General features: G+C 62.1%; 28 protein-coding genes, 1 tRNA gene and 1 other RNA gene. 13 read left to right on the forward strand and 17 right to left on the reverse strand.

Going from position 1 to position 26,281, the window contains the following annotated elements; genetic code table 11:
- Positions 1 to 73: 73 nt before the first annotated feature.
- Together ACT4ML_RS08610 and ACT4ML_RS08615 are read left to right on the forward strand one after the other, a co-directional pair.
- Positions 74 to 322, forward strand: coding sequence for a YhbY family RNA-binding protein (locus tag ACT4ML_RS08610; RefSeq protein ID WP_138245626.1), 249 nt, complete (start codon positions 74 to 76; stop codon positions 320 to 322).
- A complete protein-coding gene (locus ACT4ML_RS08615; protein ID WP_444720480.1) occupies positions 319 to 1,251 on the forward strand; it encodes a mechanosensitive ion channel family protein in 933 nt (310 codons plus the stop codon). Before ACT4ML_RS08610 ends, ACT4ML_RS08615 begins: the two co-directional genes overlap by 4 nt.
- Positions 1,252 to 1,596: 345 nt before the next feature.
- Here ACT4ML_RS08615 and ffs read toward each other — a convergent pair.
- Positions 1,597 to 1,908: signal recognition particle sRNA (ffs, locus tag ACT4ML_RS08620), an RNA gene on the reverse strand.
- Between the two features lie 272 nt (positions 1,909 to 2,180).
- On the reverse strand, positions 2,181 to 2,549 hold the full coding sequence (locus ACT4ML_RS08625) for an Hsp20/alpha crystallin family protein (RefSeq protein ID WP_444720481.1): 369 nt from the start codon (positions 2,547 to 2,549) through the stop codon (positions 2,181 to 2,183).
- Positions 2,550 to 2,687: 138 nt separating this feature from the next.
- Between ACT4ML_RS08625 and ACT4ML_RS08630 the strand changes: the two genes are divergently transcribed.
- The 3 genes from ACT4ML_RS08630 to ACT4ML_RS08640 all read left to right on the forward strand — a co-directional run bounded on the left by ACT4ML_RS08630 (position 2,688) and on the right by ACT4ML_RS08640 (position 5,310).
- Positions 2,688 to 3,032 (forward strand): DUF5798 family protein, encoded by a 345-nt coding sequence (locus ACT4ML_RS08630; protein ID WP_138245623.1) that lies wholly within the window; start codon positions 2,688 to 2,690, stop codon positions 3,030 to 3,032.
- A 101-nt stretch (positions 3,033 to 3,133) separates the two neighbouring features.
- Positions 3,134 to 4,114: a PLP-dependent cysteine synthase family protein gene (locus ACT4ML_RS08635; RefSeq protein WP_444720482.1), complete on the forward strand. Its 981-nt coding sequence runs from the start codon at positions 3,134 to 3,136 to the stop codon at positions 4,112 to 4,114.
- A 53-nt stretch (positions 4,115 to 4,167) separates the two neighbouring features.
- Positions 4,168 to 5,310, forward strand: a complete 1,143-nt coding sequence (locus ACT4ML_RS08640) for a hypothetical protein (protein WP_444720483.1) — start codon at positions 4,168 to 4,170, stop codon at positions 5,308 to 5,310.
- 33 nt (positions 5,311 to 5,343) lie between these two features.
- Here ACT4ML_RS08640 and ACT4ML_RS08645 read toward each other — a convergent pair whose 3' ends face one another.
- From ACT4ML_RS08645 to ACT4ML_RS08660, 4 genes are all read right to left on the reverse strand, one after another.
- Complete coding sequence (locus ACT4ML_RS08645) at positions 5,344 to 5,754, reverse strand: CoA-binding protein (RefSeq protein ID WP_444720484.1); 411 nt, start codon at positions 5,752 to 5,754, stop codon at positions 5,344 to 5,346.
- Between the two features lie 196 nt (positions 5,755 to 5,950).
- Entirely contained in the window at positions 5,951 to 6,583 is a 633-nt protein-coding gene (locus tag ACT4ML_RS08650) for an RAD55 family ATPase (RefSeq protein WP_444720485.1), read from the reverse strand.
- Positions 6,584 to 6,761: 178 nt separating this feature from the next.
- Complete coding sequence (locus ACT4ML_RS08655) at positions 6,762 to 7,616, reverse strand: geranylgeranylglycerol-phosphate geranylgeranyltransferase (RefSeq protein ID WP_444720486.1); 855 nt, start codon at positions 7,614 to 7,616, stop codon at positions 6,762 to 6,764.
- A gap of 169 nt (positions 7,617 to 7,785) precedes the next feature.
- Complete coding sequence (locus ACT4ML_RS08660; RefSeq protein ID WP_444720487.1) at positions 7,786 to 7,968, reverse strand: DUF7511 domain-containing protein; 183 nt, start codon at positions 7,966 to 7,968, stop codon at positions 7,786 to 7,788.
- Between the two features lie 149 nt (positions 7,969 to 8,117).
- Between ACT4ML_RS08660 and ACT4ML_RS08665 the strand changes: the two genes are divergently transcribed.
- Positions 8,118 to 8,192, forward strand: a tRNA-Arg gene (locus ACT4ML_RS08665).
- 229 nt (positions 8,193 to 8,421) lie between these two features.
- On the opposite strand, the gene ACT4ML_RS08670 is transcribed toward ACT4ML_RS08665, so the two are convergent.
- Positions 8,422 to 8,949: a hypothetical protein gene (locus ACT4ML_RS08670; protein WP_444720488.1), complete on the reverse strand. Its 528-nt coding sequence runs from the start codon at positions 8,947 to 8,949 to the stop codon at positions 8,422 to 8,424.
- Between the two features lie 176 nt (positions 8,950 to 9,125).
- Between ACT4ML_RS08670 and ACT4ML_RS08675 the strand changes: the two genes are divergently transcribed.
- From ACT4ML_RS08675 to ACT4ML_RS08685, 3 genes are all read left to right on the forward strand, one after another.
- The gene (locus ACT4ML_RS08675; RefSeq protein ID WP_444720489.1) at positions 9,126 to 9,326 is read left to right on the forward strand and encodes a hypothetical protein; all 201 of its coding nucleotides are present in this window, start codon (positions 9,126 to 9,128) and stop codon (positions 9,324 to 9,326) included.
- A 435-nt stretch (positions 9,327 to 9,761) separates the two neighbouring features.
- The gene (locus ACT4ML_RS08680; RefSeq protein WP_444720490.1) at positions 9,762 to 10,790 is read left to right on the forward strand and encodes a glycosyltransferase family 4 protein; all 1,029 of its coding nucleotides are present in this window, start codon (positions 9,762 to 9,764) and stop codon (positions 10,788 to 10,790) included.
- 135 nt (positions 10,791 to 10,925) lie between these two features.
- Positions 10,926 to 11,807 (forward strand): glycosyltransferase family 2 protein, encoded by an 882-nt coding sequence (locus ACT4ML_RS08685; RefSeq protein ID WP_444720491.1) that lies wholly within the window; start codon positions 10,926 to 10,928, stop codon positions 11,805 to 11,807.
- A 264-nt stretch (positions 11,808 to 12,071) separates the two neighbouring features.
- Here ACT4ML_RS08685 and ACT4ML_RS08690 read toward each other — a convergent pair whose 3' ends face one another.
- From ACT4ML_RS08690 to ACT4ML_RS08710, 5 genes are all read right to left on the reverse strand, one after another.
- Positions 12,072 to 12,740, reverse strand: coding sequence for a potassium channel family protein (locus ACT4ML_RS08690; protein ID WP_444720492.1), 669 nt, complete (start codon positions 12,738 to 12,740; stop codon positions 12,072 to 12,074).
- A gap of 125 nt (positions 12,741 to 12,865) precedes the next feature.
- Positions 12,866 to 14,395, reverse strand: a complete 1,530-nt coding sequence (locus tag ACT4ML_RS08695; protein WP_444720611.1) for a TrkH family potassium uptake protein — start codon at positions 14,393 to 14,395, stop codon at positions 12,866 to 12,868.
- Positions 14,396 to 14,501: 106 nt separating this feature from the next.
- Positions 14,502 to 15,239, reverse strand: coding sequence for a potassium channel family protein (locus tag ACT4ML_RS08700; RefSeq protein WP_444720493.1), 738 nt, complete (start codon positions 15,237 to 15,239; stop codon positions 14,502 to 14,504).
- 1 nt (position 15,240) lies between these two features.
- Positions 15,241 to 15,663, reverse strand: coding sequence for a universal stress protein (locus ACT4ML_RS08705; protein WP_444720494.1), 423 nt, complete (start codon positions 15,661 to 15,663; stop codon positions 15,241 to 15,243).
- Positions 15,664 to 15,667: 4 nt separating this feature from the next.
- Positions 15,668 to 16,066 (reverse strand): hypothetical protein, encoded by a 399-nt coding sequence (locus tag ACT4ML_RS08710; protein ID WP_444720495.1) that lies wholly within the window; start codon positions 16,064 to 16,066, stop codon positions 15,668 to 15,670.
- Between the two features lie 232 nt (positions 16,067 to 16,298).
- Here ACT4ML_RS08710 and ACT4ML_RS08715 point away from each other — a divergent pair, with 232 nt between their 5' ends.
- The 4 genes from ACT4ML_RS08715 to ACT4ML_RS08730 all read left to right on the forward strand — a co-directional run bounded on the left by ACT4ML_RS08715 (position 16,299) and on the right by ACT4ML_RS08730 (position 19,641).
- Positions 16,299 to 17,042 (forward strand): winged helix-turn-helix transcriptional regulator, encoded by a 744-nt coding sequence (locus ACT4ML_RS08715; RefSeq protein ID WP_444720496.1) that lies wholly within the window; start codon positions 16,299 to 16,301, stop codon positions 17,040 to 17,042.
- A gap of 139 nt (positions 17,043 to 17,181) precedes the next feature.
- On the forward strand, positions 17,182 to 18,441 hold the full coding sequence (locus ACT4ML_RS08720) for a carboxylate--amine ligase (RefSeq protein WP_444720497.1): 1,260 nt from the start codon (positions 17,182 to 17,184) through the stop codon (positions 18,439 to 18,441).
- Positions 18,442 to 18,615: 174 nt separating this feature from the next.
- Complete coding sequence (locus ACT4ML_RS08725) at positions 18,616 to 19,005, forward strand: hypothetical protein (RefSeq protein ID WP_444720498.1); 390 nt, start codon at positions 18,616 to 18,618, stop codon at positions 19,003 to 19,005.
- Positions 19,006 to 19,479: 474 nt separating this feature from the next.
- Positions 19,480 to 19,641 carry a hypothetical protein gene (locus tag ACT4ML_RS08730; RefSeq protein ID WP_444720499.1) on the forward strand — a complete coding sequence of 54 codons (162 nt, stop codon included), beginning with the start codon at positions 19,480 to 19,482 and terminating at the stop codon, positions 19,639 to 19,641.
- Positions 19,642 to 19,846: 205 nt separating this feature from the next.
- Here the strand turns inward: ACT4ML_RS08730 and ACT4ML_RS08735 are convergent, their stop codons facing one another.
- The 5 genes from ACT4ML_RS08735 to ACT4ML_RS08755 form a co-directional block, all read right to left on the reverse strand.
- Complete coding sequence (locus tag ACT4ML_RS08735) at positions 19,847 to 20,164, reverse strand: hypothetical protein (RefSeq protein WP_444720500.1); 318 nt, start codon at positions 20,162 to 20,164, stop codon at positions 19,847 to 19,849.
- 348 nt (positions 20,165 to 20,512) lie between these two features.
- Positions 20,513 to 21,169, reverse strand: coding sequence for a MaoC family dehydratase (locus tag ACT4ML_RS08740; protein WP_444720501.1), 657 nt, complete (start codon positions 21,167 to 21,169; stop codon positions 20,513 to 20,515).
- A gap of 233 nt (positions 21,170 to 21,402) precedes the next feature.
- Positions 21,403 to 22,230, reverse strand: coding sequence for an alpha/beta fold hydrolase (locus ACT4ML_RS08745; protein ID WP_444720502.1), 828 nt, complete (start codon positions 22,228 to 22,230; stop codon positions 21,403 to 21,405).
- Positions 22,231 to 22,374: 144 nt separating this feature from the next.
- Positions 22,375 to 23,964 (reverse strand): uracil-xanthine permease family protein, encoded by a 1,590-nt coding sequence (locus tag ACT4ML_RS08750; RefSeq protein ID WP_444720503.1) that lies wholly within the window; start codon positions 23,962 to 23,964, stop codon positions 22,375 to 22,377.
- A 79-nt stretch (positions 23,965 to 24,043) separates the two neighbouring features.
- Entirely contained in the window at positions 24,044 to 26,275 is a 2,232-nt protein-coding gene (locus ACT4ML_RS08755) for a VWA domain-containing protein (protein ID WP_444720504.1), read from the reverse strand.
- Between the last annotated feature and the right edge of the window lie 6 nt (positions 26,276 to 26,281).

Here is a 26,281-nt window from a genome sequence, read left to right on the forward strand (position 1 = left end):
GCGGCGTGATTCAGTTGAGACCGACCGCTACCGAATCGAGAAGATTGAAGCGCCTCGATTCGTTAATCAGGCCATGGATAAACAGGACCTTCGGCAGCGAGCACACGATCTCGACGTCACCGTCTGGGTCGGCAAGAGCGGTATCGACTCGGTCGTCGACGAACTCGACGACCAACTCTCCGACCGGGACCTCGTGAAGGTAAAATTCCTGCGTGCGGCCCGTGCGGGCAGTTCGACCGAGGAGAAGGCGGCCGACCTCGCCGAGACCGTCAGTGCGGACCTGATCGAGACGCGCGGGCACACGGCGGTGCTGCATCGATGAGTACCGCCCTTGGTTCGACACTGCTGCAGAGTGGGGACCTGGGGCCGATCGGAGAGGCACTCGAGAGCACGAACCTCTTCGGGTCGTCGCTCGCCGCGAGCGCGGAGGGCGCGATCCGGTTCGTCCTCGCCTTCGTCGCGATCTGGGTCGTCGGTCGCTTCGTCGTACTCCCGCTCGTCGAGCGCGCGTTCGACAGGCGCGGCCTCGATGAACACGCCCAGAACCCGCTCCTGATGCTCACGAGATTCGGGGTCGCGTTCTTCGCGGTCGCGGTCGCGTTCGGCTTCGCCGGCTTCGGAAACTTCCTCGTCTCGATGGCCGGTATCGCGGCGGCCGGCGCGCTCGCGATCGGGCTCGCGATGCAGGACGTGATCTCGAACTTCGTGGCGGGCGTCTTCATCTACACCGACAAACCGTTTCGTATCGGTGACTGGATCGAGTGGGACAACGGCGACTACGCCGGCGTCGTCGAGGACATCAGCCTCCGCGTGACGCGCGTGCGGACGTTCGATAACGAACTGTTGACGGTGCCGAACTCGGCGCTCACTGACGGCGTGCTCAAGAACCCCGTCGACGCCGACAAGCTCCGACTGAAGTTCGTCTTCGGGATCGGCTACGGCGACGACATCGAGCGGGCGACCGAGATCATCGTCGACGAGGCCGAGCGCCACCCCGACATCATGGACGACCCCGCTCCCTCGGTGCGACTGACGGAACTGGGCGACTCCGATGTCGGGCTCCAGTCCAGATTCTGGATCGCGAACCCGTCTCGAGCCGATTTCGTCCGAACGCGCGGGGAGTACGTCACCGCGGTCAAGGGCCGGTTCGACGACGAAGGGATCGACATCCCCTACCCGGTCCGAACGCTCGAGGGCGGTCTCAACCTCGAGAGCGGCGACGGCCAGAGCATCGTGCAACCGGCCGAATAACGCGAGGCCCGTTTTCGAGTTTCGTCTCCTTCTGCTCTCTTGCTCGGGATAGGGGCTCGAGTCGTCCTCCTTGGCCGGGAGAACGGCTCGAACGATAGTGAGAGCCGTCGGACCCGGGGGAGGGCAGGCGGCTACCCAGTAGACCGCGAGCGAACCCGAAGGGTGAGCGAGCGGGCCGACGACTGATGTGGAGCGAACGAGAGCGCGGCGCTACGCGCCGCGTATAGACGAGCGGCGTAAGCCGCGAGTCGAGTGAGTGGAACGGAAAGAGGAGTGCTTTTGATCGAAATTTTACCGAAGGCGCGGCGAAGGCGCGCCTACAGAGTAAAATTTCGTGCCGTATGAATGCGGACGACCGCGATTGCCCGGCGTTCCGACCGGGGGAATCTCGGTTGCCTTCTCCACCCCGCGACCCGTCGAGCGACAGGTGTCCGGCGGTCCACTGCTCGCTTCCGCGCCTGATGGGCTGTCGCCGACTAACCGTGATGGGTCGTCCCTGCGGACGGCCATCACGGACCGCTGTCCCCGACGGACGAGGCTTCTCTGTTGGCTCCCGAGGCCCCGGTCGGTCTGACCGGACGCCTGCGGTGTTCGGTCCCCGCTGATGACCATAGCGCGGGTAACGAGCAGGGCCAAACTGCCCGACCTAGTCCATCCCATCGTAGGCGACTGGTCCTTAAGGGCCTTTCGCCTCCGGAATCGCCCGACGGAACAGGGGAGACGCGGTCGGTGTGGCGTTCACGGATAGTACTTGTCGCCGCCTCGTGGCAGACTGTCGGCAATACGGACGACGGACTCAGGACAGAGACCGACCGGTCGACGCGGGCAAACGCGTCGACGTCGGAGCGGTTCGCCGGCGGAGCCGGGCGTCGATTCACCGAGACGACCGGCGGGGAGCGGTCAGCGGGCCGGTCGCCGAGCCGAGTCCGTTAGCTCTCGAGCGGTATTTCCTTCCCGTGGGCGGTCGACTCGGCGGTCGGCAGCCGGACCTCGAGCACGCCGTTGGTGTAGTCCGCGCTGATCTCCTCATCGTCGACCGTCTTGGGGAAGCGGAACCGACGGTGGTAGGTCTTCTTCCGACCGCGGCTCTCGTCGGCGTGTTCGGCGGCGACGTTCAGGACGCCGTCGTCCCACGCCAGTTGGATCTCGTCGGTTTCGAAGCCCGGCATGTCGATCGTGAGGACGAACTCGTCGTCCTCCTCGTACAGTTCGTAGTCGTTACCGCCGGTGTCTCCGAACAGTTGGGACGGCAGATCGAGGCCTTGCATCCATGTGCTCGGTGGGCTCGCTCGCACCATGGCTGATCACCTCGAGTTCAGTAGATGATTGTCCACGGTTCGTAATAAATTTGTCGAACCACGGGATATGGTGCCACACTATCTCGCTCGAGCGAGGGGAGGAAAAGGCCCATTAGTTACCCGACACATCGTTCGAGTATGGGACTCGGCAGCACTGCGAAGAAGATTCAGAGCCTCTCGGATCGGGCCGAAGCGATGTATAAGCAGGTACAGAAACTCCAGCAGCGGATCACCGGACTGGAAGAGGAGATGGACGAAACCCACGAGACGGTCACGCGGATGGACCACCAGCTCACCGAGCAGCGCGCACTGCTGCTCGCGATGGCCGAGGAACAGGGGATCGACGGCGAGGAAATCCTCGCGGAGGCGGCGATCGACGAAGCCGAACTCGAGGGCGAGGGCGACGCCGAAAGCGCCGACGAGTCGGCGACCGGCGAGGACGGTGCGGCCGACGCGACCGCCGGCGAGACGACTGCAGAATAACGCCGGTTGGCTCCGATCGCGTCCGCGTTCGATCTCCGTTTTGGCTTTCGATCGGTTCCTCAGGATAAAAGCTAACAACGGGGGCAACTTTTGCCGAACCAATGACGACCCACGAGGAGCCAGTGGACTCGGTTCTCGAGACGATCGGTCGAACGCCACTCGTTCGGCTCCACGACGGCCCCGAGACAGTCCCGATCTACGCGAAACTCGAGACGTTCAACCCCGGCGGGAGTATCAAGGACCGAATCGGCCGGTACATGCTCGAGGCGATGCTCAAGCGCGGCGACGTCTCGGAGGGCGGGACGATCATCGAGCCGACGGCGGGCAACACGGGGATCGGGCTGGCGGTCGCGGCCGAGCAACTGGGCTTGGACGCCGTCTTCGTCGTCCCGGAGCGGTTCAGCGTGGAGAAGCAGCAGTTGATGGCGGCGCTGGGTGGGGAGGTCATCAACACGCCCACGGAGGACGGCATGGACCGCGCGATCGACCGCGCTCACGAACTCGCCGCGGAACTCGACGACGCGGCCGTCCCCCAGCAGTTCTCGAACCCGCTGAACACGGAGGCCCACTACGAGACCACCGCCCCCGAAATCTTCGGTGCGCTCGATGGACAGGTTGGCGCGATCGTCGCCGGCTGCGGAACGGCGGGGACGCTCATGGGAATCGCCCGCTACGCCCTCGAGCAGGACCCCGACACCCACATCGTCGCGGTCGAGCCCGAGGGATCGGTCTACGGTGAACTCCTCGGGGACGAGCGCGCGGAAGCCGAGTACAAGACCGAAGGGATCGGCACCCACGACACCGCGACCAACGAACTGTTCGAGCCCGAACTGGTCGACGCGGTCGACGCGATTTCGGACCGCGACGCCCACGACGAACTCAAACGCCTCGCCCGCGAGGAGGGCCATCTGGTGGCCTCGAGTGCGGGTGCCGCGAGCGTGGCCGCGAAGCGAGTTGCTCGGCAAATCGCCGACGGCGACCTCGAAGTGCCCCACGAGACGGTCGTGACGCTCTTTCCGGACTCGAGCGAGCGCTACCTCTCGAAGGGAATCTACCGGTCGTTCGAGGAGTGGACGTCGTAGGCCGAGCGGGAGAGTACCAATAGACTCATTAAATTTCCTCGAACAGAGTGGATATGAGCCGGTTGTCGGATGCCCTCTCCTCGGAAGCCGACCTGCCGCCCGCCCTCCGGACGAAAGCCGACGCCTACGCCGATCAGGGCGGACTACTCGGTGCGTTCACGTACTTCTTTACGGTCCTCGAGACCGACGACGATGCCCTCGCCGAAACGCTCGGCTCGATCCCGACCGATCTCTTCGTGACGAGCGCGCTCCACGACGACGCCATCGACCAGGCCGACGAGTGGGACACGGACCGAAAGCGACGCCTGAACGAGCACGTCTCGCTCGGCGATATCGTCTACACGAACGTCGTCGAGGCCGTCAGCGAGGTCCCGGACGATGTCGATCTGCGCCCGGTCCTCGAGACCGCCCGCGACATCGGCGCGGGCCAGCTCGCCGAGGAGGAGTTCGACGCCGCGACGGCGTCCGACGACGACGCGATCGCACGCGTCGAAGCGCGCGGGAGCGTCTGGGGCGACCTCGCGGTACGGCTCGTCGCGACCACCGGCCGCTACTCCGACGCCCAACTCGAGCATCTCCGAACGATCGCGACGGACGGCCTGTTCGTCCTGACCGTCATCGACGACCTCGCGGATCTGCCGGAAGACGTCGAGAACGGCGTCGCGACGCTCCCGCTCGTCTGCTTCGACGGCGATCCCGACGAGTACGCCTCGACCGAGGCGCTGGTCGAGGCCGTCCTCGCGTCCGACGTTCCCGACAGACTCGAGGCACTCGTGGCCCGCCGGCGAGCCGAAATCGACGCCGCCGCGACCGCGCTCGCCGACTCGCTCGAGCGGTCGAACGAAGCGCTGCTCGCGGCCGCCGCTCGCGCGTTGACGTGGTACTGCGAGTCGATCTGTTCGGTTCCGGTCGCCGAGACCGTCTCGCCGGCCGAGCAGCGGGAGATCCGTGAGAGGCTGACCGGCGACGAGCGCTCGACGCGGCGCTACGTCGATGAGCGCGTTTCGGAATATCAGCGACAGGCTCCCGTCGATACGGCCGAGGTTGCTGCGACCGTGACCGAACTTCCCGACGAGCCGGTCGTTCGGACGGCGACCCGCCTGCGACACCTCGAGTCGATCGTCGACGGCGTGATGCACACGACGCTCGAGGACGCGCTCGCGGAACTTCGGAGCGCGACTACCCCGGCACCGTGATCGGGAGTCGGAGCGCGGTGTCCTCTCGTCGCGTTACGCCGCAAGCCGTCGGTGTTGGACCTTCATACACCGGTCCTGTACGACGGTTCGGCCGTCGCTTTCCGCGCGGGCCGCCGCCTCGTCGTCGCGGATGCCCTGCTGGGTCCAGATGACGCTCACGTCGTCGCGCTCGAGGGCCGCGTCGACGATTCCGCCGACTTCGTCACTCGGTCGGAAGATACAGACGACATCGATTTCCTCCGTGACGTCCGTGAGGGAGTCGGAGACCTCGCGGCCGAAGATCTCGTCCGCGTAGGGGTTGACCGGAATCACGTCGTAGCCGTGATCGAGCAGGTACTTCGGCACGTCGTGGGCCGCCTTGCCGGGCGTGCTCGAGCAGCCGACGACGGCGATCGTCTCGTACTCCAGTATCGCCTCGAGTTCGTCCGCGGATTCGACTGGCATACGCGGAGATAGGGGCTCGAGGAGTAAACGTCTCGGGGTCGTGGAACGGTCGGTTCGGATAGTCGATGACTTCGAGACGATATTCGCTGTGGCCGTGCGCCGGCGTGCCGAGACCGCCCTGAGTCCTCGCTCAGCGGCGGCTGTGTGTGCTGTGTGTGGGTAGTACCAACACTCGTCGGCTCCGGACTCGGACTGTCTATACCGAGAGGCCGGCGGTTCGGATCTCGGGCTCCTCGCCGTCGGCCGTCTCCTCGAGTTCGACGACGGCGTCGAAGAGCTGCTTGAGCGTGTTCATCGTCTGGTCGTCGTGTGCCGTCGAATCGATGACGTAGACGCCCAATGCGTCGGCGCTCTGGATCCGGCCTGTGAAGACGTGGAGGAACCGGAAGACGGTCTGGAGATCGGAGTACATCAGGAGCGTCGAGACGGAGTGTAAGAGCACACGGTTCTCGGTGAGCCCGCGGGTCTCGTAGAACTCCTGGAGGAACTCCGAGAGCTTGATCCCGATCCCGGTCATGTCGACGGGCGAGGAGGCGTACTTGATCCGGGGGTCATCGTCGACCGTCCCGATACCGCGTTGTTTCGTGACACAGTCGACGACGCCGATATCCGGCTCGACGCCCTCGTCGACGTGATCGCCGAAGCTCTCGAGAACCGTGTCGGCGCTGTCTTTCGTGGTGACGACGATCGAGCCGTCGCCGCGGTTCGCGCCGCTCCCGAGGATATCGAAGGCGATCCGTCGTTTCCCCGTCAGCGGCGGACCCGCAACGAGTACGTTCGTCCCCGGGTCGAGTTCGGTGTCCGGCAGGACATCTGCGAGGTCATACATATGGATACTCACATCCATCGCCGTGGCGACGACCGTTGCTGATACCGCATCCCACTCCGGTCCGGCGTGTTGTATGAAAATACGCGAAGCGGCTTATAGTACTTTTGATTATAAATCCCACTGGTTACGTTCGCTCCCGCGACGGCCGTCAGTCGGCCGGTACCGCCGCTCTTGCCCGCTACGTCACACCCGGTAGCTCGAGGGCGGCACGCCCGACGATAAACGCCAGCGCGGCGAGGAACATCCCGTACTTGAGCCGCGATTGGCCGACGGTCGGCTCCTCGAAGCTCTCGTAGGCCGCGGCGAGCATGACCGCGTCGGCGGGGGCGACGACCAGCAGATAGGCGATCCCGAACTCTCCGAGGAGGTACGGGACCGGGCTCGCGACGACGGCCGCGACGAGGAGAACGGCGGCGACGACCAGCGCTCGGCGCTCCCCGATCGCGATCGGAAGCGTGTGCAGCCCCTCCTCTCGGTCGCCCTCGATGTCCTCGACGTCCTTGATGATCTCTCGGGTCAGCGTCGCGATCGCCGCGAGTACGAAGAGCACGACCGCCGGCCCGATCTCGTCGACCGCCGCGGCACCGAAGAGGAACGTGCTGCCGACGAGGTAGGCGACGAGCGCGTTGCCGAGACCCGGAAGCCCCTTGAAGAGTTCGGTGTACGCGATCAGCGCGAGGAGATTGACCGCCGCGATTCCGATCGCCAACCGGGGGAGCGTGAGTGCGAGCGCGACCGCACCCGCGAAGAGAACGATGCTGAACACGAGCGCGCCGCGCGGGCTCACCGCCCCGCGCGGGATCGCCCGCTCGGGCTGATTGATCCGGTCGATCTCCCGATCGAAGTAGTCGTTGATCGCGTTCCCCGCGCCGACCGCCAGCGCCGTCGCTCCGACCGCCGCGGCGACCGCGACCGGCTCCTCGGCCACCCCGCCCGCGACGAACGCGCCGATGAACGTCAGCACGCCCGCCGCGATCACGTTCACCGGCCGCGTCAACTCGAGCAACCCGCGACCCGTCTCCCCGACTGTCATACGCGGCAGTGGTCATGCGGGCTGGTTAAACGGTGCGGTCCGCTGTCGGGTCGTGTAGACTAGTCACGGGCTGTTCGATCCGCGTCCTCAGCTCTGGGGTCGGAGGCGGCTGCTCGAGGAGAGATAGAGACGGCAACTGGTCTCGCCGCCGCCACCGCCGATCGGCGTCTCAGCGCCACTCCTCGAGATCGCAGAGCACGTCGTCCTCGATCTCGAGCCACTTGCTCACCCGCTCGTCACCGCTCGCGTCCGCGGGGACGGCGGTCCAAGCGCCGTCGTCGTCCGAGAGCAACTCGAGCGGTGTCGCGCCGGTCTGGGCCTCGTCTGGAACGGGGGATTCGGTTTCCGTCATGACTTACCTAGACGTTGAGACTACATAACAAAGACCCCCGGCGGCGATTGTCATCGGGTGAGAATTCACGACGAGTGAGTGTGTCGTTCCCTGTCGGAATCGGTGAAAATCGAGTGACTTATACGGAACCGGCCGGAACAAAGCGGTACGGGCGCTTAGCTCAGTCTGGACAGAGTACTTGGCTTCGGACCAAGCTGTCACGGGTTCAAATCCTGTAGCGCCCATCCTGTTCCTGCCCGTTCTGGGACTAATCTTACTCGGCTAGTACAGGCTCCGAAGTCCCTGTTTTCGTCACTTCACCCTGTTATAAATCAGGGGCCCGAATCGGATACAAGGCGGAAACCACTTGCGGACCCGTCACGTCGGGCGTTTTCCTTCGCAAACGCGGGGTGGTCGCGGTGACGCTCGAGGAACTTCTGAGCGAGATTGACGCGGATGAACTACAGCGTCGACTCAAACAACATCCTCGGCTAGAGACACCTCGAGAATGAGGTGTTCGAGAATGTCGGTATCGCGGTGATCGCCTTGGTGTTTCATCCGCATCCCGCGGTTTTTCAGTTCGTCGCGGATTCGGTCTGAGAGATCGTAGGCCGCACACCAGAAATCAAGCAGATCGTCGACTTCGTCCTCGAAATCGTCAGCCTCAGCTTCGGCCAGATATGGGCCAGTAACGTGCCCGAATCTCTCATTGAACCGGCTTCGATGCCGGCGTTGGCCATATTCAGTGATGTCGATATCCTCCGGCGCGTCGTGAGGGACGTGGATCTCCGGGTCCGTCAGTTCAGTTTCGTGGTTGTGAGTATGCAGCGCGAACGGGTCGTGTTCCAGGTCGGAGTAGCCTTTCTCGAGCCAGTCAAACAGGATCGACAGGCGATTGTCCGGCGTCGAAAACAGTGTGACCGGGCAGAGTTTCTTTGCGTGGATCGGCACAGGGAGTGTGACCCTGTTGCCGAGATCCGTGTACGCGCTCACGACGAGCACGCCCGTACCTAGCTTGGTTACTAGACACAACTATTCCAAACATAAAGAAACTACCGCTTACAGCTGTTTCACCAAGGTTGAACAATGTAGAAACAGGCTAAAATTAGTCAGATGATTCTCTCCCTGAAATCCACGAACGACTAGAGTTTTTGGGTTAGCGCTGTGAGTTGCACGCTATGGGCGACGAGCCCGTCGGTGACGAAGACGAGGCAAAGTCGGTCACGACGAAAATAAAGAAATCCGAACTGGACAAGCTCGCGGAGCGGATCGATAGCGAGTTCAACGACACAAATCGGGTTCGGAAGGCCGTCTGGCTGATCAATAACGCCTCAAAACTGGATATCGACTTCGACACCGACGAAAACGAATCGGAGTAAGAGCCCCGAAGGCCGTGGCAGGATTCGGAGTACAGGTATTGGTAACACTGCTGCAAAGAAAAGGATTCGGCCGGTCGCGCCAGACAGGCTCAACTAACCGTGGTGAGCACAAGCTCTTACACCGCGTAATAGAGACTATTTGTTCAAGGAGAGCGGTGGCCGTCCAGCGTTTCCGTGATGCACCGTGGGCATTCACCTTCCGTGTGATTGAATCGGAATCCACAACTGCTGCACCTCTCTAATCTCTGCCGTGTTAGATGCCGTTTCAGTAGATATAATACCATAAGATATCTGTCTCATTCCACTGCCAAATACCTACGGGTTTTCTCTTTTGTTACAGTTGATTGTGATTTCTCGGTGCGCTACCAGTGTTAATAAATCGGAAGCGATATTCTCTTCCAATCTATTTGCGCAGATGATAGCTATCCACACGTTATGATAGATGATCCTGGTCAGGACAGTTTTGAAGCAGAGATTCGAGGTATTTCAGTGGTGCATGTGGGGAATACTGCTGGTGTCGCCTCAACGATCGCAAATGAACAACGGCGGTTAGGGATAGATAGTACGGTCTTAGTCTATAACGAGGAAAAATATGAGTTTGGTGCAGATGAGATTGTTCAAGTAAAGCCCGAATCGGATGATATCTCTGGGAAGGTGTTCGCTCTCCATAATATTAAGAATAGGGTGATAGAAATTCAAAAGCGATTAGATTCGTATGACGTTCTCCATTTTCATTTTCGAAGTGCGATCGACATCGCAAATCCACTGTTGCCACGTGGGTTAGACCTCCCTATCTGGAAAGCCCAAGGGAAGCGGATCGTGATGCATTTCCATGGGTCAGATATTCGGTGGTCAGGAGTTGCTCGACTTTATCGAATGTTCGCGGACGAAATCTTAGTCTCGACACCCGACCTTCTAGAGTGGGCACCCGATCGTGCCCACTGGGCTCCCCGCCCCATTGATACAGCATCGATTGATCCGGTATATCCACAGCCGAACTCCGGAGACCCAATTAGAATAGTTCACGCCCCGTCTAATCGTGAGATAAAAGGGACAGAACACCTCGTGCAAGCAGTTTCAGATCTTCAGTCCCGCGGGTATGATATCGAACTGGAGGTGGTAGAAGATACACCACACAATCAAGCACTGGAAATATACCAGTCAGCGGATATTGTAGTTGACTGGGTAAACCCTGATTTTGGTCTATACGGACTGTTTAGTATCGAGAGTATGGCACTCGGGAAACCAGTAATTGCCACACTCGGTGATGTAATGAAAGAGCGAGTTCCGGACGAGAACCCGATTTTAGATACAAAGCCAGAGGACCTTAGCGATCAACTCGTTAGTCTGGTTGAGAGTAGAGACCAACTCCGCGAACTTGGAAAGCAGGGTCGTGAATACGTCGAATCGATGCACGATGTTCGGTCAGTCGTAGAAAAATACAATCGGGCATACAAATCGTAAGAGAAGGTGTTGAATGTAATGTGGAATTCAGTTCTCTAACATCGATCACTGTTTCAAGAGAACAATCCAGGCCGTCCAGCAATCCAGCGGGCTTTATCTCCCAAGGAATTTATGGACAGCAACAAGCCAAAGAATATGACAGACACCGCAGTTTGTATCCCTGTATTCACCCGGGTTAAGAAAGTTTCTGACCTCTTCAACTCTGTTGAGCGGGAAGGGCTTGAAAAAGTGTATATCGCTGACGATGGTGAAATGACTGATGAAAAAAGGGACCTGTACTCAAGAGATTTCGACTTCGAACTCGAGGTGTTCGATTTAGAGTACGACGCTGGCGTTGGGGAGAAGCGTCGAATATTGGCTGAACGTCCAGATGAAGACTATCTTCTCTTCGTCGATTCAGATATGGAAGTTCCGTCGAATTACGAACTGCTCGAGAGACAACTTGAAGCCCGGCCTGATATTGGGTTTCTCGGCGGGATGTATCTCGAAAAAGATCGGCTCTATACCGTCGCGTCAGACCTTTTTATAGAGGATAATGTCCTCTACAGAGATATTCGAGAGGTTAAGGAGATGGAAACCGTTGCAGGTTCACCATTGGTTGAATTCGATTTCTTGCCACAAGTTGGTCTACTTCGAAAAGAATGTGCAGAAGATTATAATTGGGATGGCGAGTACACCATTATGAGAGAGCATATTGACTTTTTTGTTGGACACTGGGAACATACCGACTGGACAATAGCGCTTTCGCCAAGCGTGTTTTTCCCACATTATCCCGGTGGAGATCAAGAATTTATGTCAAACCGTCATTCTGAGAGGAAATTCGAAGAGTCTGATGAATATTTTTGTGAGAAGTGGGGTGTAAAGGAGTTTAAAAAGGGGAATGCACTCTGGGTAGATACCTATCAGCCTATAGAAAACATGGGAAAACTCGAGCACTTCGCTGAGATTTGCAGGAACCATGGGCCTATAGAAGCCATACAGAGAACTATCAGCTTTCTCTACCGAAAGATGGGTTGATCTGCTACGCTATTCGATCGACCACCTCCGCACCGATCCCCGTAGCATGGTCTTTTTACCATCGTGCCATGGTGCGCGGAAGAGATCAACCAATTTCTACACACGGGTCTGGCCCGGCATTCGAATCCCTCGAGAATCAACTACGGAGCGTTAGTCATGGGGACGAAATCTACAATAAATTCCCCGACATACCTCTACAATCTGCCCCGTCTCCGCCGACAGCGTTGGCGCTGTGTTCGGGACGGAAGGAACAGTGAATCAACATTAACACGGCTTCGTGAATGCACCTGTGATTCGGTCACCCGCCCCGTTTTTTGCGAAGACCGTCACGGTATCGCCTGCTCGAATATCCGATTCCCCACGCGGAATGAGTAGGTCGCCGTCCCGCACTATCGCCACGATCACTGTCTCTTCGGGAAGGTGTCCGTCCGAGTCGGCGTCGATCAGACTGAGTCCGGCGATTGGAGCGTCCGCCTCCACCGTTAACTCAAAGATTTCGGCTCCGCCGCCGATTTCCATGAAATCCTGGATCGCGGGGCGTTGAACAGCCCGATAGAGATACTGGCCGTTGAGTTCGTGCGGGCTTTCGACGATGTTCACGCCGAGATCCCCGAACAGATCCATATGTTGGGGGTCGTTGATTGAACTCACGAGCGTCTCGACGCCGTACTGTTTCCCGAGCATGGAGATCATGAGATTCACTGAGTCGTTCTCCGTCGTAGAGATGAGCGCATCGGCCTCCTCTACACCCGCTTCGAGGAGGATTTCCTTGGCGGCAGCGTCAGCGTTGATGACCATGCAGTCGTACGTTGCGCTCACTGCTTCGGCGATTTCGTGGTCCCGTTCGATGACGACGACCTCGTGATCGTCTCGAGTCGCTAATTCGATGACTTTGCTTCCGGTGCGGCCTGCGCCGACAACGATGATGTACATTGGGTTTTGTGTGAGTGTGTCTAGTGGCTACTGGACGATACTATCAGGTGGACCTCAACGGCGCGGTGGAGGTCCGAGAACGTCAAGCACGGGCGTACTTGGCGCAGTCAGGTATTGCATGTGGGTCACCGCCTGACGATGCTGTTTAGCAGGACGAGGACGGGGATGATTTCGAGTCGTCCCATCCACATTTGGAGGATGAACAGGAGCTCCGCGATGACCGGCATGTCCGGCCCAGTGAGACCGGCAGAGAGGCCGACAGTACCCTGTGCAGTCGCCACCTCGAAGATCGCATCCGCGAGCGTAAACTCCGACGGCAAGACCGCCAAGAGTACGAACAGCGAGGTGGTTAACAGGAGTAGGTAGATGAAGGCGAAGGTCGCCGCAGCCCGGATCTCGTCGTTCGCTTCGTCAGCAGTGAACGTCCGCTGGGCGATGCGAAGATCCTTGATAGCATGTCGCGGGAGGAAGACGCGAGAGACCTCCCAGCGAATGCCACGAGCGATGATGTAGCCGCGGATAATCTTGATCCCCCCGACCGTCGCGCCGGCGGACCCACCGATCAGCATCGCTCCGAGGACGATGAACATGACTGCCCCGTCGTTCCAATTGCCGATAGCAGACGTCTGCCATCCGGTCGTCGTCTGTGCACTGATGAACTGGAACAGGCCGTCACGGAACGCTTGACTCGTGGCTACTCGTCCGACATATCCGATTGGGTCACCGTTGTATGGAACACCGACCCACCGGGCGAGAAACGCCGTCAGGACGACGACACCGACGGCGAACATCCCAAATAGCCCCCTCACTTGGGGATTACGGGTGAAATCCCGGATATCGTGCTCGGAGAGTACACCCCAGTAGACGGGAATCGAGATCGCTCCCGTGATCATCGCGGGAATGTGAACGAGTTCCATCACGTAGGAGTTGTAGCCCGCAATGGAATCGTCGAGCGTGCTGAACCCGCCGGTAGACTGGCCAGTCATCGCGTGATTGACCGCGTCGAAGAGCGTGTTTTCGATGCCGTATCCGGGTTGGACGAGGAACGTTGCTGCCGCGAGATAGACCGCCACAGCTGCGGTCACCCCGACGTAAATCTTCCAGATCGCTCGTGCGGTCCCGACGATGCTGGGGCGGAGTTTTTCGCTCCGCCCCTCCGACTGATACAATGAAATTCCCGCCGTCCCGTGGGGTTGGCGAAGGATCGCCAGGGACAGGACGATCATCCCTGCACCGCCGATCCACTGCATCTGCGAGCGGTACCAGAGGAAGCCGCGTCCGACCGACGGCTCTCGGACGCTCATCGTCAGTCCGGTCGTGGTATATCCGCTCATGCTCTCGAAGAACGCGTGCAGCGGGTTCCGGAAGTGCAGGAGACTCGAGTGGTAGCTCGCTCCACCGGGAACGAACGACTCGAGGACTGCCGGTGGTGTGATGGAGGCCGCGATGACGAACGGGAGCGCGCCGAAGAGCGCTGTCACGACCCAGCCGAGTGCCGCGACGATCATGGCATGATGCTGTTGCGGTTCGGGGGCGTCTTCGCTCAGTTTGTACGCGGCTCCACCGACGAACACAGTGATTCCTGCCGCGATCAGGAACGCAAGTGCGCTGTACCACTCCCCATAGAGGAGTGCGACGAGCATCGGGACGACCATCGAGCCTCCGATGAGGACCTGGAGGGCGCCAACGTCTCTGAGGACCGTTTTCGTCGCCGTCGCAACGGTGAGGCGCCCACCGGACGACATCGCAGCCGCTTCGTAATCAGACATCGTTGAAATCGTTATAGATCTCTTCTGGGTTCGATCCGAGACCCATGCTGGCGTGATCGTCGTCGTGTCCGAACACGTCGGTGACCTCGGACGTAGCCCCGGTTTCCGAGTAGACAGTTACCCGGTCACCCGAGCGAATACGGGTATCGCCCCGGGGCGTGATCGGTTCGCCCTCACCGTCGCGTTCGATTGCGACGATGAGAACGGCATCGCCGAGCAATCCGTTGTCGCCCGCCTCTCGAAGAGTCCGATCAGCGATCGGTGCGCCGGGAGAGACATCGATCTCGAACACCTCCGCGCGCTCCCCGATGCGCATGTAGTCAACGATCGTCGGGCGCTTCACTTCACGATAGAGGGATTCAGCGATGAGCCGTTGGGGATTCTCGATGGTGTTGACGCCGATCCGCTCGAAGATCGCCATGTGTTGGGGAGTATGTACGACCGAAACGACGCTAGGGACCGCTAACTCGGTAGCGAGCAAGCACACCATAATGTTCGTCGCATCTCGATTGGTAGTGGAGATCAACGCATCCGCCCGGTCGATCCCCGCGTCGATCAGCGACGGTTTCGCCGTCGCGTCAGTATTGAGGACCAGACAGTCGTACTCGCTCGAAATCTTGCTCGCCCGCTGGTCCTCGCGCTCGATGACGACGACTTCGTTGCCCGAGCGAGTGGCGATGTCGATGAGTGGGGTTCCGATGTCACCCGCTCCGACAATGATGATATACATGTCAGTGGTCCTCCCCGTCTACATCGTGAAAAGCGATGACTGGCAGTTCTGTCTCAGTTACAAGCCGGAGCGCTTTATCACCAGCAAGTAACTGCACGATTCGGTTGCCACCTCGAGGTCGGAACGCGATAGCATCTGCCTCCAGTTCGACAGCGATGTCGTTAATTCCCGTGACGACATCCGTGGCATACGTTATTTCCGTCTCGATATCGGGAATAATCTCTCTGAAGGCAGCGAAGGAGTCTTCGGCTCTCGACTGTGCCTGCTCGAGCGGTAGCTTATCGGGTTCGCCGCCGGCTTTCTCGACGACGTGAACGACTGTAATCCGGTTGCACGGATACTCTTTGAGGGCGGCGGCGGTCGCTCGCGCGTCCTCTACGGTGACGACCGGGACGACGAGATGGTCCGTGAGGGAGTGACTCATCGAATTACACCCCCTCACTGTCGTCGGACGTCCCCTCACCGCAGTTCCGACACTCCCCGTCGGATCGTTCCGTAACGTCTCCGAGGAACCGCCAGTGAAGCGTCTCTCCACCGTCTAATCGCTTCTCACGTCGTACACGGTAGATGGAGAGCGGTTGCGAGGACTTCTTGGAACGCCCTCGAGCTGGTGGGTACTTCCGGACGAGGGCGTATGCTCCATAGTCCTCGATATCGATGATTTCACCCTTCGCCTCCGAACGGATCTCTTCCTGTAGGCTGGGCCGAAGATCGTCAAGACGCTGCTCGACGTACGTACGAACCGCGCGAAGCGTTAGCGCGTCCACGTCGTTGAGGATCTCGACGAGCCTATCAGGGGGCTCCTGATCATCTGTCGGTATACTCATCAATCCCCACTCCACTACGGATTAGTAAATAATTTCCGCTTGTGTCTTCTAATCGTTCGAATTTATCCTAATTACTTTCTAATCGTTTCTATACTTGGATCACACCGTACAGACGGTAGAACACCGGTTCACGGATAGACAGTACCGGAGTAATGGCGTTTCTCGATCCGAAAACGATCGTCAACGTAGAGAAACGTAAAAGAAGATTGGGAACCAATTTGAGAGTATAAGTATGACCGAGGGAATCGATGAAATCGACGAGCGAATTCTCTATTACCTTACGGAAGACGCACGACATACATCTGCACCGGATATCGCTGAGGAGGTAGACATTTCACCGCCGACGGTTCGAAACCGAATTCGCCGTCTCGAAGAGAACGGCGTCATCATAGGGTATCACGCCCACGTAAACTACGAACGAGCCAACAGTCGGCTCACGAACCTGTTCGTCTGTACGACGTCAGCGACCAAACGTCAGGAACTCGCTCAGCGTGCCCTCGATATCCCGGGCGTCGTCAACGTGAGAGAGATCATGACTGGACGAGGAGACCTCCGCATCAAAGCCGTCGGCACCGATACCGACGACCTTACTCGAATTGCACAAGACATCACTGACCTCGGCATCGAGATCGACGATGAGGCCCTTCTCCACAGGGAGTACTTCCGCCCGTACGCGCAGTTCGGTTCGAAGGATGAGGAGGCCACATCACCCGTCACGGGTGTCGCAGGGCTGGCTGGAGCCGCCGACGTAGTCGAAGTAATCGTGAAAGACGGTGCGCCCATCGCCGGGAAAACTCTCAAAGAGGCGAACGACGAAGACCTGATCGCGTCCGGCATATTGGTCGTCCGGATTGACCGTGGAGAGGAAACGGTTACCCCCAGTGGCGGAACGGTCATCCAAGAAGACGATTTCGTAACACTCCATTCCCGTTCGGGCATCACCGATGAGACACTCGGCGTGTTTACTGGGAAGTAATTCGCTGCCACTAAGAGCCCGTTATCGACAGCGATTCCAATAGAATCGCGGCGGTGCACAACGAGACAGCGCCGTACTACGTATCAAACCCTGTCTACGTGCTTAGGTATTACTATCGGAAGGGTGTCGGGGAAGATCGATGGAGAAGAGACCGCCAGAGCACGCACAGACCCAGGAGCGACCGGAATCGGAGACCGAAGGGGCAACGGTCCTCGTGACTGCGGCCCAGCGCAAACCGGCGCTCGCGATCGCCCGGACCTTAGGGAAGCGCGAGTACGAGGTGGTCGTCGCGAGCCACCACAGGATCGCACAGTCGTTCTTCTCGAGGTACGCGACCCACACTGCGGTGTATACGGATCCGAAGCGAAACGAACGAGCGTTCGTGGCCGACCTGCTGGCGACGGTGGCGCGGTACGACGTTGACGTGCTCTTGCCGACCGACCACGTGACGACCATTTCGGTACTGCGGTTCCGTGACCGGTTCGCGTCCGACCTCTCGATCCCCGCCGTCGAGTACGAGACCCTGCTCGCGACCGAAGACAAGGCGCGACTGCTCTCGATCGCCGACGATATCGGGATTCCGACCCCTGACACTCATCGGCCCGGGTCGCTGGCCGAACTCGAGGAGATCGCGGCCGAAATCGACTATCCCGCGGTGATCAAGCACAACAAGGGCGTCGGTGCAAGCGGCGTCCAGTACGTTACGTCGCCCGCGGAACTCCGCAGTGTCTACGACTCGAGCGGGGAGTCCACACAGCACATCGAGCGCGATTGGCCGCTCGTCCAGGAATACGTCCCCGGCGAGACCCACGACGTGAACGCGCTGTTCGTCGAGGGCGAGCCCCGGGTCGCGTTCACCGCCCATCGGACGTCGACGTTTCCCCGCTCGGGCGGGCGCGCGGTCATCACGGAATCGACGCGCGAACCGGAACTCGTCGACTCCGCGACCCGGCTGCTCGAGCACCTCGAGTGGCACGGCGTCGCCGAGGTCGAGTTCAAACTCGACGCCGACGGCGACCCGAAACTCATGGAGATCAACCCGCGGATCTGGGGCAACATCGACCTCGCGATTCGGACGGGCGTCGACTTCCCGGCGTTGCTCTGCGACCTCGCCCTGACGGGTGCTGTCACCCCGCCGACGTCGTACGCCGTCGGGCGGAAAGTGATCTGGCTCGACGAGGGACTCGCGTCGAACCTGTGGGCCTCGAGCGGCCGGCTCGACTACGCGCGGTACGTCGCTCGCGAGTACGTCACCGGTGCGGAGACCCCGGTCGAACTGAGCGATGTCGCACCGCACGTCGTCCGACTGCTCCAGCTCGGAGCGCGAGGGGCGCGAGCGGCCGTGCAGGGCGGCTGGCGGACACTCGCATCGTCCGTGGTCGGGGAATCAGGAGCGTGACTGCTGACTCGAGCGCTCACTGAGCCGGTCTCGTCGTGGAGCATCCCGGTGCGCTCCCAATCCCCCGATCTCGATCGCACGGCGTCGATGGAATTACATGCTAGAGATCGGAACCATATCGTGTATGCCCTCCAACACGTGGAACCGACTCGCTCGTTCGACGCCGACGATACCATGAACGAACGCCGTAATCGGCGACTCAGCGCCGTCGTCGGTGTATTTCTGGTACTCGTCGCCGCCGCCCTCCTGTTGCTCTCGCGTCCCCTCCTCGAGGCACCGATGGAGTTCGGGCAGGCGATCCTGTTCGGACTGGCCGGCGTGTTCGACATCGTGGCAGCGACCGACACCCGACTCACCGACCGCTGGGCGTGGTACCAGTGGAGCGGACTCGGGAACATCCTGCTCGGGCTGGCGTTCCCGCTCTCGTTTGCCAATACCGGCGGACTGCTGTTGCTCGTCGTAATCGCCGTCGGCGGCATCTCGCTCATGATGACGGGCGTCGACATGCTCGTGTATCACGGGCAGTACACTCGAGAGGAGCGACTCGACCGCAACGGTGCCTGACCGGAGCGGTTGCAGTTATTCGTCCGCTCTACTCCAGAGGTAACGCGAAGTCCGATACCGAGAGTCCGTTTTCAAACAGTCTCTTATCGATCCCACAGTGAGAAACGAGACGCGCTCACCGGCCTGAGAGACGAATATATCGACGAATACAGCGATGAATCGAATGGTGGCCCGAAATGAGAGTTGTCTATAGCCCGCACCTGATCGACCTGATTCTCGCACATTAGCAGTAGATATAAGTCATTATGGGTCAACAATAAGAACGGAAGCCACTCTCTACGAGTCGCGAGGGGCATGCGCGCAAATGCCCCGGGTGGTGGAGCACCCGAGACGTGGCTTCCATCCCACACGAGGGATTCGAAGCCATGATTCCGTACATTCTACCGGGATATAAACATCCCGCACGACGATCGATTGCACCGCCTCGAGGAGCCTCGCAACCCGTCTTCACCAGAGCCACGTCCGGAGGTCGCCGTGTCTGACCGGTCCGACTCGAGCGGCGATCTGCTCCCGGACTGTCCCGACTGCGGCCGACCGGTCGTCGGCGTGACGGCCGTCGGGCCGACGGAGGGCTACGCCTCGCCCTGTGGCTGTCAGGTGCCGCCCGGACTGATCGGGAAGGGCTGCGAACCCTAACGGCTCGAGCCGGCAACTGACACACCAGCCGCCGCTCGAGCCGCGGCGGGCAGTCGGGCCGCCGACGGCGGTCGTCTCACTGCCGTCTCGAAACCACCACCAGACGCCGCAGTCGGGACTCGGCCCGTGAGCGGGGCTCGAGCGCGGGACACAGGTTTCGAGAAGGGCGTTCGCTACCAACGCGGCCTAGCCGCGAGACGAGCGCTCAGTCGTCGTCCGCGAGCCACGACTCGAGGCGAGACACGACGGCGTCGGCGATGGCCTCGCCGATGCGGTCGGGCGAGTCGGAGAAGTCCCAGACGTAGTCGCCGCTCTGCGTAACGGTTACCCAGTCGACGTACTCGTGGCGATCCAACTCGAGCAGGAGGTCCTCGAAGACGGATTCGTTGAGGCGACAGCCCAGCGAGTCCTCGATGGAGTCGGCGAGTTGGGGCGTCGTCGCGACGATGGCGTCCTCGAGGGCGGTGTCGACGATCGTGGGGCCGGTCGCCGGCGTCGACGGGGATGGCGGTCGATCGGTCATGTTCGGACACTGGTTGTGAGCGTGGTAGTAATAGGTCTGGTGGTAGTCACGGCTCCACGACGATGACGGATCGATACCTGTTGGAACACCGTCGACGGAGACCGACGAACGAGACGACGGTTTCGACGGGGACTCGAACGGGCTGTGCACGCCGGCGGCAGGGGACCGCACGCCCTCCCCAGCCGATTCTACTCACGGTGCTGGCTCGTCAGTTGGACCACGCATGACGATGGCGAACTCGAGGGCCACCGGTTGCCAAATCCTGCGGTCAGAAGGAGTCCCGAGGCACCGCTCTTCGCCGTGTCGCTGGCCGCGTCTCCCGCGTGTCTGCCGAATTGAATACGCCCGCTACGTCTTGGACATCTCGTTGATGATGACGACGGCTTCGCCGTCGATGACCGTCTCCTCGCCCTCGCCGACGACGGTCGTGTGCAGCCGGTAGCGGTCGCCGCCGAGGTCCTCGATGATCTCGCACTCGGCGGTGACCGTCTCGCCGATCCGAACCGGTCCCGTGAACTCGAGGTCCTGTGAGAGGTAGACCGTCACCCCGGGGAGCCGGGCCAGTGCGGCGCTGATCGTGCCGGCGACGAGCGTGCCGTGGGCGATCCGGCCCTCGAACTGGGTTGCCTCGGCGAACTCGGCCTCGAGGTGGAGCCGGTTGGTGTCGCCGGAGACCTGTGCGAACGCGGTTACGTCGGTGTCCGCGATCGGTTTGCTGAATCGGACGTAGTCGCCGACGCCGAGCGAGTCGTAGTCGTCGGTCGAGCGCTCCATGACCCACGTCTCGTCGCCGAACGAGACTTCGGCGGTCGACGGCGGGGTCGTCGTCTCTCCCTCCGCTCGGGCAGTGGACGTTTCGCCCGCCGCGGAGCCAAAGCCCATCGCCGCGAGGAGCGCGTTGTTGGCTTCGACGTAGCTGTTGACGACGTGTTTCGAGATGCTGGACCACTGGTCGGCCGCCGGCGTGGCGTCTGCGCTATCGGTGTCCGGACATTGGCTACTCATAGCATTGAATGTTGAAAGCTACCGTTCGACGGGAGCTGACGATTCCGGGTTGGGCTACCACGGTCGCCGCCTTTGTGGTATCGCCAAATCACATTGGGATATTGACAGCGATCGTCACCGATACTGACAGTTAGAGCACAGCGGTCCGAGACGGCTCTATGACTCGAGCCGAGCAGTGAGGAAATCCGGACTCGAGTGACGAACCCGAGACGCGGCGACGATGCGCAGTGTCCCTACGCCGCGGGGAGGGCCGCGAGAAAGTCGGCCGCCGCCGAGTTGAACGCCCGCGGTCGGTCCTGATTGACGAGGTGGCCCGAGTCGGCGAGTTCCAGCCGATCGCCGTCGGCGACCGCCGAGGCGATCTGGCGGCCCTGTCGCTTGACCAGCGGGGCCTCCTGCTCGCCGTGGACCACGAGCGTCGGCGTCTCGAGGCCGGTCAGTTCGGGCGGCTCGTACCGGTAGAGCGCGCCGAAGATCTTGCGGAACTCCGCCGCCGGGATGTCGCCGACGTCTTCGATCGCCGCGACCCTGGTCTCGGGATCGACCGACAGCCACCGCTCGCCGGTCGTCGCCTGAATCGACTGCAACATCGACCTGAACGTCCCCTTCGAGCCGGACACCGACAGCGACGCCGACATCGCCGGCAGCGGCGACCAGAACGACTTCAGCCCCGGCGGCAGCTCCACCGGCGGCATCGACCGCACCGCGCCGCCTAAAATCGCCCCCGTCGCGCCGTCGGGATGGCGATCCACGTACTCCTGGACGACCATCGACCCCAGCGAGAGCCCACAGAGGATCGGCCGCTCGATCTCGAGTTCCGAGAGCAGCGCCTCGAGGTCGTCGGTAAAGAGGCCGATCGAATACCGATCCGGCTCGGTCGCGCCGGTGTCGCCGTGGCCCCGCACGTCGAGCGTGACGACCCGGTAGTCGTCGGCGAAGTGCTCGACCTGCGGGTCCCACGCCTGCCCGTTCATCCAGCCGCCGTGGACGAACACCAGCGGCGGGCCCGCACCGCTCGTCTCGTAGTGGATCGTCCCGTCCGCGAGTTCGAGTGCTGCCATACGACTACTGGGGCTCGTGCGCTCTTAGAACGAGCGGTTGCACTGGCACGGACTGAGAGCGCCGAATTGATCGGATCCGATCGACCGGGTTCGACTCGAGTCGTGACGATCGGGGCGGATCGCTGCCCGCGCGACCGATTCCAATCAGTCCTCGCTGCGGGTCTCGGTCCGAACCCAGCGATCCCAGAAGGATTCGAACTCCGACTCGTCTTCGGTGAGCCGGTTCCACTCCGCGAGGCCGCGTTCCTCGCGGGTGCCCGGGATCGTGTTGTCGAGGACGAGCGCCGCGAGCCCGCCGACGGCCATCCCCGTCGTGCCGATGATGAAGATGGTGTCGACGACGGCCTGTGCCGCGGCTTCGATCCACGTCGCGGCGGCGGTTCCCGCGACCCCGAGCGTTCCGACCAGCGCGTCGACGCCGGCCTCGAGGCCGACGGTCTCCCGGAAGGCTATCGTGCTCTCGAAGTTGCCCATGTACGCCGGGATCGCCAGTCCGACGAAGAGCGCGAAGCCGATGACGAAGGTGTTGCGCGAGGAGTCGAGATCGACGTGGCGCAGGTTCGAGATCCCGACGGCGACGATCTGGCCGAACATGGCGATGAAGAGCCCGCCGACGATCGGGTCCGGAATCGTCGCGATCAGCTGGCCGAAGTAGCCGATGAAGCCGACGAACAGCATGATCACGGCCCCGATCTGGACGACGTATCTCGAGGCGACGCCGGTCAGCCCGATCGCGCCGATGTTCTCGGAGTAGGAGGTCGAGCCGGCGGTGCCCATCACGCCCGAGAAGACGTTCATGAGACCTTCCATCCCGATTCCGTGATTGATTCGCTTTCCGCTCGGAGCGCCGGAGCCGGTGATGTTCGCCACCGCGTAGTAGTCGCCGATGCTCTCGACGATCGATGCCAGCACCCCGGCGAACATGCCGACGACAAACGCGGTCGTCACCTGCGGTACCCCCCACTGGAAGGGGTAGATCGGCAGCAGCGCCCGGGTGTCAGTGACCTGTCCGAGTTCGACGTACCCGGGATGGCCCCCGCCGATCACGCCGAGGACCGACAATGCGGCGGCAGCCAACCACGCGATGACGAGCGCCAGAATAACCGGATAGAGACGGAACGCCCTGTGTTTGACGTCGAGGTACTGCGAGAACAGCAGAATGAGCCCGAGCGTGAGCCCGAGCAGCCACCAGCTCTGGTTCGCCGCGGTGATCTGATCGGCGTTGAACAGCGACAGTCCGATCAGCGCGATCGTGGGCGCGATGACGACCGGCGAGAGGAACCGGCGGAGCTTCCCGACCAGTCCGAAATAACCCATCGCGACTTCGACGACTGCAGCGACGATGATCGCCCCCTGTAACTGCAACAGCGCCGCCTCCCAGCTCGGTTGCCCGGAGACGCCGCCGGCGGTCACGACGCCGACGATGGCCAGCGCCGGCGCGAGCATTGAAAACGGCGCCCCCTGGACGATCGGGTACCGGTTCCCGAACGTCGTCTGGGCGAGCGTCGCGATTCCGGAGACGACGAAGAACGTCCCGATGAACCGCGCGGTCACCCCGGGTGGCATCCCCATCGCGTCGGCCAATATCAGCGGCACTGCGATGTTCGCACCCACCATCGTCAGGTAGTGCTGAATCCCCAGCACCATCGATTCGCCGACCGGCGGCTGTTCGTCGATACCGTATTCGATGCCGTCACCGACGGACTCGTCGGCGACTGGCTCGTCCCCCGTCATCGATTCTCGTCGGATAACGACCGAGAGTGGTCAAAGGGGTGTTGGTCCGTCCTCGCGCCCGCTCCCGACCTCGAGAACGCTATCGCTGTGTCTCGTCGGCCGCCCGCTCGGCGGCCGCCCGCACCGTGTCGACCGACAGCGAGGCGAGGTCGACCAGTTCGCCCTCGGTTTCGCCGGCGACCAGTTCCGAGAGGCCGGCCCGGGAGTCGTCGCCCGCGTCGACTACGACCACCCGAGTATCGCTGGACGCCAGCGCTCGAGCCGCGGTTCGGGTCGCCTCGGTCGGGCTCCCGTCGGCGACGTTCGCCCGACCGTCCGTGACGAGGACGACGACCGAGGCGTCGGTTTCGGCCCGCTCGAGCACCCGTCTCGAGGTCTCGAGGCCGGCCGGCAGCGGGGTGCGGTCGCCCGATGGGAGGTCTTTGAGATGGCGAGCGGCAAGCGAGACGCTGTCGGTCGGCGGGAGCAAGACGTCAGCGTCCTCGCCCGCGAAGGCCACGAACGCGACCCGATCGCGCTGTTCGTAGCTGTCGCGCAGGAGTTCGAGGACGACGCCTTTCGCAGTCTGCATCGCCGGCCGCATCGAGGCGCTGGCGTCGACGGCGAAGACGATCGTCACCGACGTCTCGCCGGTGCGAACCGATTGCCGGAGGTCCCGCTCCTCGACGCTGGATTCGCCTCGAGAGGCGGCCGAGCGGACCGACGCCGCGGCGTCGATCGAGCCCTCGCCCGAGGCGGGTTCGGTGCGGACCCGAGCGCCCCGGTTGTCCGTACTCGGTGCCGTGCTCGCCCGCGACCCCGTCGCCGCCGCGCTCCCGTCGCGCTCGGCCGTCGGCGTCTCGAGGTCCGGCGCTCGCGCCTCGCCGACGCCGGCCCGCTGCTGGCCGGGGACCAGCGGTTGGGCGGTTTCGTCGTCCCCGTCGTCTCCGCCGTCCTCGGACGACTCGTCCGATTCCGAATCGCCCTCGCTCGAGTCGTCGTCCGACTCGCCGTCACCGGCTTCAGCGGGCGACTGGTTCGCCGACATCGGTCGCTCGCCGTCGTCGGGTCGCCGTTCGGGACTCGAGTCGTCACCCTCGGACTCCTCGCTGTCCGAACCCTCGTCACCCGAGCCGTCATCGTCCGTGCCGCCGTCTCCGCGTTCGTCCGCGTCCCCGTCGCCGGGTTCCGACTCGGCGTCCTCGTCCGTACCGTCCGCGCCGTCCTCGCCGTCACCGTCATCCGGATCGGTCTCGCCGTCTCCGTTTCCCTCGTCCGGCGACTCCTCGTCGAACCGGTCCTCGAGCAGGTCGTCGAGATCCGGTTCGTCCTCGAAGGGCGTGCTCCGGAGGCGGTGGGGGAGCGCATACGTCGCGGCCTCGTGAACGTCGGACTCGATGACGGTCGTTCGGCCCTCGAGTGCGGCCAGGGTCATGGCGGTCCGCGCCGTCGCCACGTCGCCGCGGTGACCGTCGACGCCGGCCTCGAGACAGAGGTCGGCGATTTCCGCCTTGAACTCGGCGGGGAGCGAGACGCTCGAGATCGCCGCTCGAGCGGCGGCCAGATCGTCGCGAAGGGCGTCGACCTCGTCGGCGTACTCCGTTCGCGGATCGGGGTCGCTGTCACCGCCGGCACCGCCGTTGGCCTCGAGCGCGCGGTCGATGATCTCGACCCGATCGTCGATTTCTCGGCAGCCCTCGACGCTGGCCTGGAGGGCGAAGCGGTCCCGCAGTTGGGGTCGTAGGTCGCCCTCCTCGGGGTTCATCGTCCCGATCAGGGTAAAGTTCGCTGGGTGGGAGACGCTGACGCCGTCCCGCTCGACGGTGTTGACGCCGCTCGCGGCCGAATCGAGGATGACGTCGACGAGGTGGTCGTCCAGCAGGTTGACCTCGTCGACGTAGAGGATGCCGCGATTGGCGCGGGCCAATAGGCCGGGGTCGAAGTCCGCGTCTCCCGCGAGGGCGTCCTCGACCGAGAGGGTGCCGACGACGCGGTCCCGCGTCGCGCCGAGCGGGAGGGTCACGAGGGGAACCGGTCGCGTCTCGACCGGCAGGTCGTCGGGGTCGCGGTCACGACAGTCCGCACACTGCAGGTCGGGATCGTCGGGCGAACAGCCGTACGGGCAGTCCGCGACGGCTCGCTGCTCGGGCAGGAGATCGACGAGCGCCCGAACGGCGGTCGACTTCGCGGTTCCTTTCTCGCCGACGATCAGGGCCCCGTCGAGGCCGTCGTTGGCCGCGACGGCGAGCAACACGCGCTTTAACTCCTCCTGTCCGACGATCGCCGGAAAGGGGAGTGACGATAGCTTTTTGCCTCCGGCGTCTGCAACCATACTTGA

This window comes from Natrinema sp. LN54 (assembly GCF_052439245.1).
Lineage (GTDB): Archaea > Halobacteriota > Halobacteria > Halobacteriales > Natrialbaceae > Natrinema > Natrinema versiforme_A.